General features: G+C 57.6%; 12 protein-coding genes and 5 pseudogenes. 9 read left to right on the top strand and 8 right to left on the bottom strand.

From position 1 onward, the window contains the following. Positions 1–292: 292 nt before the first annotated feature. The gene (locus tag JNB91_RS28190; RefSeq protein ID WP_220328762.1) at positions 293–640 is read left to right on the top strand and encodes a response regulator; all 348 of its coding nucleotides are present in this window, start codon (positions 293–295) and stop codon (positions 638–640) included. A gap of 253 nt (positions 641–893) precedes the next feature. Next, positions 894–1,244 carry a response regulator gene (locus tag JNB91_RS28185; protein WP_346269417.1) on the top strand — a complete coding sequence of 117 codons (351 nt, stop codon included), beginning with the start codon at positions 894–896 and terminating at the stop codon, positions 1,242–1,244. Between the two features lie 4 nt (positions 1,245–1,248). On the opposite strand, the gene JNB91_RS28180 is transcribed toward JNB91_RS28185, so the two are convergent. Together JNB91_RS28180 and JNB91_RS31000 are read right to left on the bottom strand one after the other, a co-directional pair. After that, on the bottom strand, positions 1,249–1,734 hold the full coding sequence (locus tag JNB91_RS28180; RefSeq protein ID WP_220328761.1) for a sigma-70 family RNA polymerase sigma factor: 486 nt from the start codon (positions 1,732–1,734) through the stop codon (positions 1,249–1,251). Positions 1,735–2,295: 561 nt separating this feature from the next. Then, positions 2,296–2,528: pseudogene (locus JNB91_RS31000) on the bottom strand (DUF72 domain-containing protein); the annotation flags it as partial. Positions 2,529–2,565: 37 nt separating this feature from the next. Here JNB91_RS31000 and JNB91_RS28170 point away from each other — a divergent pair. Both JNB91_RS28170 and JNB91_RS28165 read left to right on the top strand, forming a co-directional pair. After that, the gene (locus JNB91_RS28170; protein WP_430736373.1) at positions 2,566–2,922 is read left to right on the top strand and encodes a DNA-binding protein; all 357 of its coding nucleotides are present in this window, start codon (positions 2,566–2,568) and stop codon (positions 2,920–2,922) included. Continuing rightward, positions 2,879–3,490 carry a PIN domain-containing protein gene (locus JNB91_RS28165; protein WP_223218433.1) on the top strand — a complete coding sequence of 204 codons (612 nt, stop codon included), beginning with the start codon at positions 2,879–2,881 and terminating at the stop codon, positions 3,488–3,490. Before JNB91_RS28170 ends, JNB91_RS28165 begins: the two co-directional genes overlap by 44 nt. A gap of 54 nt (positions 3,491–3,544) precedes the next feature. Here JNB91_RS28165 and scpB read toward each other — a convergent pair. Then, positions 3,545–4,120, bottom strand: a pseudogene (gene scpB / locus JNB91_RS28160) (SMC-Scp complex subunit ScpB). 224 nt (positions 4,121–4,344) lie between these two features. Here scpB and JNB91_RS28155 point away from each other — a divergent pair. From JNB91_RS28155 to JNB91_RS30995, 4 genes and pseudogenes are all read left to right on the top strand, one after another. Then, a complete protein-coding gene (locus JNB91_RS28155; protein WP_037094334.1) occupies positions 4,345–4,599 on the top strand; it encodes a type II toxin-antitoxin system Phd/YefM family antitoxin in 255 nt (84 codons plus the stop codon). Further along, positions 4,599–5,000, top strand: a complete 402-nt coding sequence (locus JNB91_RS28150) for a type II toxin-antitoxin system VapC family toxin (RefSeq protein WP_220328760.1) — start codon at positions 4,599–4,601, stop codon at positions 4,998–5,000. The genes JNB91_RS28155 and JNB91_RS28150 overlap by 1 nt, the downstream gene beginning before the upstream one ends. A gap of 28 nt (positions 5,001–5,028) precedes the next feature. Then, complete coding sequence (locus tag JNB91_RS28145) at positions 5,029–6,078, top strand: tyrosine-type recombinase/integrase (RefSeq protein ID WP_223218436.1); 1,050 nt, start codon at positions 5,029–5,031, stop codon at positions 6,076–6,078. Between the two features lie 115 nt (positions 6,079–6,193). Next, a pseudogene (locus JNB91_RS30995) lies at positions 6,194–6,431 on the top strand (integrase); the annotation flags it as partial. A 29-nt stretch (positions 6,432–6,460) separates the two neighbouring features. On the opposite strand, the gene JNB91_RS28140 reads toward JNB91_RS30995, so the two are convergent. Both JNB91_RS28140 and JNB91_RS30990 read right to left on the bottom strand, forming a co-directional pair. Further along, entirely contained in the window at positions 6,461–6,988 is a 528-nt protein-coding gene (locus JNB91_RS28140; RefSeq protein ID WP_220328758.1) for a hydrolase, read from the bottom strand. A gap of 58 nt (positions 6,989–7,046) precedes the next feature. Further along, positions 7,047–7,290 (bottom strand): annotated as a pseudogene (locus JNB91_RS30990) (SOS response-associated peptidase family protein); the annotation flags it as partial. Between JNB91_RS30990 and JNB91_RS28135 the strand changes: the two are divergent. Further along, positions 7,255–7,404 (top strand): hypothetical protein, encoded by a 150-nt coding sequence (locus JNB91_RS28135; RefSeq protein WP_220328757.1) that lies wholly within the window; start codon positions 7,255–7,257, stop codon positions 7,402–7,404. The pseudogene JNB91_RS30990 and the gene JNB91_RS28135 overlap by 36 nt on opposite strands. A gap of 77 nt (positions 7,405–7,481) precedes the next feature. Here JNB91_RS28135 and JNB91_RS28130 read toward each other — a convergent pair. The 3 genes and pseudogenes from JNB91_RS28130 to JNB91_RS31545 all read right to left on the bottom strand — a co-directional run. After that, positions 7,482–7,784, bottom strand: a pseudogene (locus JNB91_RS28130) (ATP dependent DNA ligase); the annotation flags it as partial. Positions 7,785–8,068: 284 nt separating this feature from the next. Further along, positions 8,069–8,569, bottom strand: coding sequence for an NAD(P)/FAD-dependent oxidoreductase (locus JNB91_RS31550; RefSeq protein WP_346269416.1), 501 nt, complete (start codon positions 8,567–8,569; stop codon positions 8,069–8,071). A 56-nt stretch (positions 8,570–8,625) separates the two neighbouring features. After that, positions 8,626–8,928 carry an NAD(P)/FAD-dependent oxidoreductase gene (locus tag JNB91_RS31545; protein WP_346269415.1) on the bottom strand — a complete coding sequence of 101 codons (303 nt, stop codon included), beginning with the start codon at positions 8,926–8,928 and terminating at the stop codon, positions 8,626–8,628. Positions 8,929–8,986 lie beyond the last annotated feature (58 nt).

Below are 8,986 nucleotides of genomic sequence, written 5' to 3'. Positions count from 1 at the left end.
GCGGCCGATGCAGCCGAAGAGGAACGCCGCTTACGCGCGGAAAAAACTGAGCGCCTTCGCCGGCTTAGGCTGGAGGGTGGTCGCGACGGTTCGCAGCAGCGCGGAACTCGTTAGGCGCTCCTGCATTCCTGGCAAATTCAACGAGATCAGAGATCACACGCTTGAAGCTCATTAAGCGCCAGATGCACGGAAGAGCAAAACTCGATCTTCTGCAAGCGCGGTTGATCGGTGCGTCGTTGACCTGCACAGCAGCAAATGTGCGTCAGAGCCAAGGATGTCCGAAGTCAACTGATTGCAGTGGAAGAGTATCCTCGTCCTCGAAGACGAGTACTTCCTTGCGGCTGATACGGCGCGATCGCTGGAAGTCGCTCGAGCACACGTCCTTGGGGTCTGCGCCGATAAGGATGAGGCTCTGCGTGTCCTTGCAGAGGATCCCCCCTCCGCGGCCCTGTTGGACAACAATCTTGGCGGCGGCGCCGACTTCGCGGTGGCAGAGCCGCTTGCAATGCGAGGAATTCCGTTCGTGTTCATGACGGGATACGATCTGGAACTTATACCCTCGCAGTTCGCGGCAGTACCTCGTCTCCAGAAGCCCACCCGCGTTCGCCAGATTGTAGACGCGTTTGAGAAGATGTTCTAAAGCGCCGCTAGCTACGATCTTCTCTCAATGCCTCATTTCGTCCGGCAACAACAAAAGCGATCAGACCTGCGGAGTAGCAGAGCTATTCATCATCCAGACAGTTTCGCGATGTCATACTCGCCTCTGATATGCTCCGATGTGACGGACTAGAATCAACAAACAGCACGCAGCAGGTTGGAAACTGTGTCAGGTAGAAAGTCGAAAAATATTGCCAGGACCATCCGATATTCTGACAAAATTTAAGGGAAAGCGCATCCTCGTGGTTGAGGATGAGTATTTCCTGGCGGACGAGGTCCGCCAAAAACTCATCGCTCTCGGCGCGAAGGTTGTTGGCCCCGTCGCCTCGGTCCGGGATGCGATGGAATTGATCGAAGCGTCTGAGATCGACGCTGCCATTCTGGATATTCATCTGGGAGATGAGTTTGTCTTCCCAGTCGCTGACCGGCTCGATGAACTTAACATCCCATTCGTATTTGCAACCGGATACGATAGGGCGTTCGTTCCCGTCGAGTATACCGGATTTGCGCTCTGCGAAAAGCCGACAGAACTGGCAAAGATTGCCCGTGCGCTGTGGGAAGATGATATCCGGGCCGCGTTAAACTGAGCCTTTAGGTGTTGAGCCTCTCGGTTATTCGCTCCCGAGCCCTGTTGACGCGGCTCTTCACCGTACCGATCGGGCAGTTGAATCGTCTCGCAGCCTCTTCGTAACTTTCGCCCTCAATAAAGACGATCCTGATCGCATCGCGGTTGGCCTTTGGGAGCGCCGCGAGTGCCTTCTCCAGCTCCTGCCCGCGCAGTGACCATTCCTGCTCAGGCTGTACGCTAGCTTTCTGGCCCAGAACGTCATCCATTCCAACATGCTCGCGTTTTGAAAGGCCGAAGCGCGTGCAGAAGGTGTTCCGCATGATCGTAAACATCCACGACCTGAGCCGAGTGCCTTCTTCGAACTTGTCGAGGTTGCTCAACACTTTCACCAATGTGTCCTGCACAAGATCATCAATGTCGCTTTGTGAGGAATAAAACCGACGCGCGAATTTCTGAAGCGCCGGTAGTAGCTCAAGCAGCTCTGCTTCGATATTGTTGTTGCCGCACATCTGGTGTCTCCCGTTTGCACCTGAACACACGCCTCTCGCGATTGTTCCTGATCTCTGTCTGCAACCGGGAATTAGTCCGCTACCGTACATACCGCTCCTCGCAGAGTTTATACGTTTCGCGCTCCAAGCATTTTTAGTCGGCGCCCTGACTGCCTGGAGATCTCCCTGACGTCAGACCGGGTCGGCGGTAGGCAGATAATGCCTTCGCGATAGGTGCTTCTGCTTCGCGCAGACGACAGATTTCAGCGATCCTGCTGATAGCTCTGACCGGTCGTGTTCACCTTGCTATTGCCTTGCTTGCCAATTGTCCGGATTCTCGGCTTCGTCTTTCGCGGGAAGACCTTGCTTTGGGGTGGGCGATGAGCCAGTTCCCTTAGGACTGCGGTTCGCATCTGGTACGGGCGGAAGTTTGCTGTTCATTTCGGTAGCCTTTCAAGCCAGATCTTTATTGGCGTCGTGGTCCTGAAGCTGCTCGGACAGGACCCGCTTTCCGTCCAATCCACGTTCATTAGAATGTTGAGCCTTGTCACGATTAGACAGGACCATGTTTTCTGGCAGGGTGTCATTCATCGCTCGGGTGTGGGTTATCTCCTTGGGGATTTTCACGGAGAACCGAAAACTGTCCGTTACCGACGCAGCCCACCGCGCAAAAGTTGACGTCTTGTGCCGACGATAAAAAGTCGAGTTGATTTCGACGCCACCGAAGACCGACGCGTATCGCGCCAGGCCACTTCCCTCTCGTGGTCAGCCACACTTTTCGGAATGGACCAGGCTTCAGTGGCGATGACTGACATTTCAGGTCCTCCTGCTTGCGGGTGCTTAGGCGACAGGATGGAACTTCACGTTCGCCACGAACACGGCGAAGGACAGCGGCTAACGATCCCGCCTGCAGCGGCTGCGGCAGTTGAAGCGCTTCTGGCGCATATGCTACGAGGCGAACGCGTTGCCGTACTGGCCGAAGAGCAGGAATTAAGCCCAACCGAAGCGTCGGCTGTTCTTGGCATATCTCGTCCACTTGTTGTTCTCCGCATGGACCGGGGCGATCTGCCGTTCCGCTACGTCGGTAAACACCGGCGCGCGTTGCTCAAGGATGTGCTCTCCCTCAAAACCAAGCTGGACACCAGGCAGGCAGCGATCGACTTGCTTGCCGAAGACACTGAGGATCTCGTTCAGACCCATGGCCTCTAAACCGCCCGTCGCGGTCTATGATGCCTGCGTCCTATATCTATTCCACCTCCTTAACGTCCTTATCCAGTGCGCCTTCGACGGTCTCGTCGAGGCTCGCTGGAGCGACGATATCCATGACGAGTGGATCCGCAATCTCGCCGCCAACACGCCGTCCTTGTTTATCGGGCGTCTGATCGCCACGCGGGGCAGGATGAAAGCCGTACTACCGGAAGCGGACGTCACACACTACCGGCCGTTGGTAGATGACCTTAAGCTACCAGACCCAGGCGACCGGTATGTGCTCGCGGCCGCCATCGCCGGAAAAGCTTCCGTAATCGTCACTTGGAACCTTAAGGATTTTCCAGCACACAATCTCGGTCCCGACGGTGTGATCAGCCAGTCACCAGACGATTTCCTGTCCGATCTCAACGCAGCGTTTCCCGACGAATCGATCTCTAGCGTCGCAAGTGCGCGCCGCAACCCGCGCAAGACCGCCCCATCGATCGAAGCATTTGTGGAGGCGCTGGAGCAAGGTGGGCTGAAGAACTTTTCAGCCATTCTTCGACGCGACATCGGCAAGCTGCGATGATCGAGCCGAGCCGACGCAAAAAGATAACTGCAAATCCTGCACGAGGTAGCGAACTTACTCTTCCTCGTCGCCTGCCTCGACAGGCAACGGCTCATTCTGTACAGCCTGCCGGCTGAGCAATCCCGCATCTTCAAGCGCTTCAACATCCGGGAGATCGCGCAACGTCTCCATGCCGAATGCCGACAGGAAATCCTGCGTGGTCACATAGGTATAGGGCGCGCCTGGCGTCGGACTGCGTGGCCCGGAACCGATATAACCCGCACCGCGCAGATTGCCGATGACGTCACGGCTGACCTCCCTGCCGAAGATTTTCGAGAGCTCTCCGCGTGTGACAGGTTGGAAGTAGCCTACTGACATCAGCACCATCGCCTCGAACTCCGACAGTGCCGCCGCCCCTCCCCGCGTTGGCGCCGATGATGCGCGGATGCTGTCGGCGAAACGCGGCCGGGACCGATGCTGCCAACCGCCGGCCACTGACACGACTTAGTATGGCCGATCTCGCAACTCCTCGATGAGATCGTCAATTAGAAGATCGATGCTGCAATCCTTGCCCACCACCTGCGCCAACGTCTCGCGGCTGACCAAGCGGGGGCGTTTGGAGGAGGTGGCGCGAGCGAATCCATGCTCCAGTTGTAAATCAGATGCGCGGTTAGCTAGCATTATCGATTATAACCGCACGGCTCGTCGCCGATTTAAAACGTCCGATATTCTTAAATTACCGGACGTCATTGCTATTCTTACTGGATCCGCGACGAACGCCAAGATTCTACTTCTAAACGCGCATTTCACCGCTTTCAGAAAATGGAGAATGGCGCTACTGTGGCTAGACAGCCTAGCTAGATCGGAGCAGATTCATGGATTGGCAGCTGCAGGACGCTAAAAACCAATTTTCGAAAGTAGTGCAAAAAGCCCGCTTTGAAGGCCCGCAAGAGATAACCGTGCGTGGCGAGCGCACAGCCGTTGTCTTGTCCGCAAAAGACTATGACGCTTTGCGCGCAGGACGACCAACCTTGGTCGATGACCTGCTCACCGGTCCGCCTTGGGATGAGGCCTTCACCGACGCGGTCGATGCGCGGGCGAAAGTCTCAAGCCGCGACGTGGCCTTCTAATGTATCTAGTGGATACGAATATCGTCTCGGAGGCAAGGCGGGGCACCCCGCAGGCAGTGTCCTGGCTGCGCTCGGTCGATCCTCTCAGCGTCCATTTGAGTGCGCTGACGCTTGGTGAGATCATGCGCGGTATTGCCTTGAAACAAAAAACAGATCTCAAGGCTGCGGCACATCTTACTGAATGGCTGCGCAAGCTGCGCCACGATCATGCTGACCGCATCCTCACGGTGACCGACAAGATCTCAGTCGAATGGGGACGCATCGCCGCGATCCGTCCGCGCGGCGACATCGACGGGCTGATCGCAGCCACTGCAATTGTCCATGATCTGATCCTCGTCACTCGCAACGTTAAGGACTTTGAGGACACAGGCGCAGCCGTGATCAATCCATGGGAAGTGTGAGATGAGCGACATTCTCGGTGGGCAAGCTATGGCGGACGAGCCTTCCATTTCCAGAGCAGAAATCCCCTCCCCTGCCCCACAACCCGGGTCCAGCCTGTCGGGCCACCTGCAAGACCTCACCGATCGCGCTCGAAGCTACGTCGAGGCAGCCAACTCGATCAACACTAGAAAAGCCTACGCATCCGACTGGAAGCGCTCTTCTGCCTGGTGCCGCCGCTCCAGTCTTTCCCCCCCACATCCGGCGACCGTCGGCCTCTACATCACAGCCTGCGCCTCGGAATCCGTTGACCGCGGAGCAAAGGCAAATTCCGTCTCGACGATTGAGCGCCGCCTCTCGTCGATTTCGTGGAATTATGCGCAACGCGGCCTGAGCCTCGATCGCAAGGACCGGCATATCGCCATTGTTATGGCCGGCATCCGAAACAGCCAAGGCCGGCAGCCGGTCCAAAAGGAAGCGGTCATGGCGACCGACATCATCGCCATGCTAGAAACACTCGATCGCGGCACCCTGCGCGGCATGCGCGACCGAGCGATGCTGCTAATCGGCTACACTGGTGGACTTCGGCGGTCAGAGATCGTTGGCCTCGATCTGAAAGCAGACCAGACCGAGGACGGGCGCGGTTGGATCGAGATCCTCGACAAGGGCATGCTCCTCACCTTACGCGGCAAAACCGGATGGCGAGAGGTCGAGGTCGGCCGCGGCTCGGCGGATGCGACCTGTCCGGTCGCCGCAATCGAAACGTGGATCAAGTTCGCCAAGCTTGCGCACGGTCCCCTCTTCCGTCGGGTCACGGGACAGGGCAAAGCGGTTGGATCGGAGCGCTTGAACGACAAGGAAATCGCCCGCCTGGTCAAGCGCACCGCCATGGCTGCGGGTATTCGAGGCGATCTGCCCGAGATCGAGCGTCAGTTTAAATTATCGGGCCACTCCCTGCGCGCCGGCCTCGCCTCGTCTGCCGAGGTCGACGAGCGATATGTCCAGAAGCAACTGGGGCACGCGTTCGCAGAGATGATCCGCAGATATCAGCGCCGGCGTGATCGCTTCCGCGTGAATTTGACCAAGGCTTCAGGGCTTTAGCTGGCCCCTCCCCTCCTCCGCATGAAATCGTGAGCGGGGATTTAGCGTCGCAATTCTCGCTTAGCGCTTCAATTGAAATCGGGAGCTAAAAGCCACAACCGTTTTGGAGCAGCGTTTGTCACCTTCGAGCCAAAAATCACCGGTCGATCGCCGCGCTGACGAGCTCGACACGATCGCCGCCGTTCTGCCGCTAGAGCGACGCGACGAACTTGCCGAGCTGCTGACCGATCAGGACATTGAAACCCTCACATATGATCAACGAGGGCATCGGCGAAAACACCCTTCGGGCACTCACGTCCGATCTGGCCTATCTGCAGGCCCGGTCTCTCGCCGCGAGTAGCGAAAACGGTCCGGCAAACTCTGCGACAGATCGAAGAAAAGATCATCCTGCATGCGCGCTGTCCTTCCGTTGCATACTCCTTGTCCGCTTCGTCAGCAATTCGGGCAAAGTCGTCGGACGCAGGCTGCGAGGGTCAACACCAAGGTCGAACTGACGCGGCATGGGCTTCAATCTGCCATGCGAGTGACCGTGGAGATTGATCGACCCCTTGCCCATCTGGTTGCAGGTGCGGAATGCATAGTGACAAAGAATGAGCCGATGGCCGTCGATCGTGAGTTCAGCGTAGTGCTGAACGCTCGCCCATCCGGTCGCACATGTGGTTTCGGCCAGATCATTGTTGCCGATGATGAGATACTTTTCGCCATGGAGCTGGGAGAGGAGCTGCTCGGCGAAGCCGGCTCGCTTAACCGCGAAATCTCCGAGACGCCAAATTTCGTCTCCCGGCAAAACGCGGCTATTCCAGTTCGAGATCAGGGCAGCATCATGGTCAGGTACAGTGGAGAACGGACGCCGGTCAATGCGCAGCACGCGCGCGTCGCCAAAATGAGTATCGCTTGTGAAGTAAATCATGGGCTCAATCGCTGCCCGACCTGACCTGCTCGACGCGAAGGCTGCCGGCACCGGCGGCCAGCGTGAAGCGATGTTTTGCCCTCGGATACTTTTTCCCCGTGAACTCAAAGAACGCGCTGGGAAGAACAAGACAGCGCTGACTGCCGGAAAAGTCTCGCCCCTTCCGAGCGAAAGTTGAAGACGGGCCCACAACGGCCCTTCGGCGGAAACCCGAACGTCATTTGCGTGAGTTCGACCACATTACCGATCGACCGCAAAACTGTGCCTTGGTCGCCAATTCGGATGTCGTCCGCCTGAGGCAGGTCCGCCTCGCTCTGGTGTCCGGGTATTTCGAGGCCAACGTCCTGCATCATCTTGCAGTATTCGGCATAGCGGATGTGTTGCTCATAGTCGTTGCACACTGTTACATGCTCTGATGGCGGAGGGTTGAAGCCTGTTACCGATTACAGCCTCCGAAGAGGTGCATGGTGTCATGGAAAGAGCGCCCTGGTCGCTATCTTTCGATCTGCTGGAAATCGCATTGCGACGGCTTCTTATCCGGACGCCATCGGAGAAGCTTTGTACCATGCCTGAAGCGGCGTCCGGTTACTTGATCGAAGCGGACTTCGACGACAAGTTCAGGCGCAACAGGCTCCCATTCTGACGAGCGCTTTGTGCTCCATCGGCTTGGGCCAGCGGGAGCTTTGCCAGTAAACCCTGATCCTCCTCTTAGCGCCTCCAACCTCTTCGTCAGCGCAGGCTTTTCCGCGTCTGTGATAGTCGATGTGAAGCCGACATGGTCAAGCTCGCCCTGCTCCTGGCTTCTCGGCTCCTTATTTTTATGCGAACCCACCTGCTCCTGCCGCTTTAAATCCCTCTCGGGATTCCCTGCTGCCTTCCGCCGGATCCTGCTCTGGGTGCTTGTTGTCGTTCATCATCGCGGTTCTCCTTCGTGAAGCGAACCTCATCCGAAACCGAAAGTTCCTCCTCTACCGGCTTGCGCACACGACCTCACCATCGCCGCAGTGCGCTCAGGCTCCGGCGCCCCGGATAGAACCCGTAGGATCGCATTGCTACCTGTCCTCCAGTAGGTGGGGGTAGTCACCGCACGAGCGGTGACCGTTCACACAAATCAATCCTGATCGTGGTGGCTGCAATGCCTGCCTGACCCATGGCATGGCTTATCTGATCGAGGCCGATCACGACGTCGCCAGCCGCGTAGAGGCCCGGAATATTCGTGCGCTGATGATCGTCGACGTGGATGCATCCCTCGTCCGATAGTGTTGCTCCAACGCAGGAAGCCAGCTCCGACCGTACATCCGAGCCGAGCGCCGGATAGAGGGAGTCAAAGCGGTGTACTGCCGTTCCCGCCCGAACAAGGATTGCCTCCTGCTCGACCTCGAATTCGAGCGGTCCGTTCTGGAAGTGGATACCTAGCTCCCTCGACCGTGCCTGTTGGTGGGGCTCAAGATCATGCTCGCCCGGTGAGAACAACTTGACTTCGGGCGTATAGCTTCTGAGAAAAACTGCCTCGTTGAACGCATTTGCGCCTCGTCCGACGACCCCAACTCTTTTGTCGGTTACCTCGAACCCATCGCACACCGGGCAGTAGCGGATCAGGCCCCGACGGAGAGCTTCGTCATGCTCGTCCTTCGGCCTCAGGCCGGTCGGTTGATTACCCCGGTTGCGATGAGGACGGTTTTGGCCGGCAATGTGTGATCGCCGAAAGAGACAAAGAAATCGTCTCCTCTCCGGGCCCACGCGTTTACGCGCTCGTTGACGATTTCGCCGCCGTAGGTGAGTGCTTGAACCCGCATCCTTTCGAGCAACTCGCTCCCTCCAATGCCCTCCGGAAACCCGGCATGGTTATGGGAAATGGGGATAGTGGCTGCTCTGCTTGTGCCGTCGTCAAAGACAGTGACGGAAAGATGGTAGCGCGAAAGATAGATCGCAGCGGTCAATCCGGCTGGCCCGCCCCCTGTGATGACGCAATCCCTTCGTGAAAGATCCATCGTCTAT

Origin of the sequence: Aliirhizobium wenxiniae (genome assembly GCF_019511445.1) — a bacterium.
Taxonomy (GTDB): domain Bacteria; phylum Pseudomonadota; class Alphaproteobacteria; order Rhizobiales; family Rhizobiaceae; genus Neorhizobium; species Neorhizobium wenxiniae_A.
The sequence above is the reverse complement of the archived record's forward strand: the minus strand, read 5'-3'. Positions and strand labels throughout refer to the sequence as shown.

What these genes read in the sequence shown, in the direction of transcription:
- JNB91_RS28180 (WP_220328761.1), bottom strand. Translation starts at nt 1,734, where the DNA reads ATGTGCGGCAACAACAATATCGAAGCAGAGCTGCTTGAGCTACTACCG.
- JNB91_RS28170 (WP_430736373.1), top strand. Translation starts at nt 2,566, where the DNA reads ATGGAACTTCACGTTCGCCACGAACACGGCGAAGGACAGCGGCTAACG.
- JNB91_RS28155 (WP_037094334.1), top strand. Translation starts at nt 4,345, where the DNA reads ATGGATTGGCAGCTGCAGGACGCTAAAAACCAATTTTCGAAAGTAGTG.
- JNB91_RS28150 (WP_220328760.1), top strand. Translation starts at nt 4,599, where the DNA reads ATGTATCTAGTGGATACGAATATCGTCTCGGAGGCAAGGCGGGGCACC.
- JNB91_RS28145 (WP_223218436.1), top strand. Translation starts at nt 5,029, where the DNA reads ATGGCGGACGAGCCTTCCATTTCCAGAGCAGAAATCCCCTCCCCTGCC.
- JNB91_RS28140 (WP_220328758.1), bottom strand. Translation starts at nt 6,988, where the DNA reads ATGATTTACTTCACAAGCGATACTCATTTTGGCGACGCGCGCGTGCTG.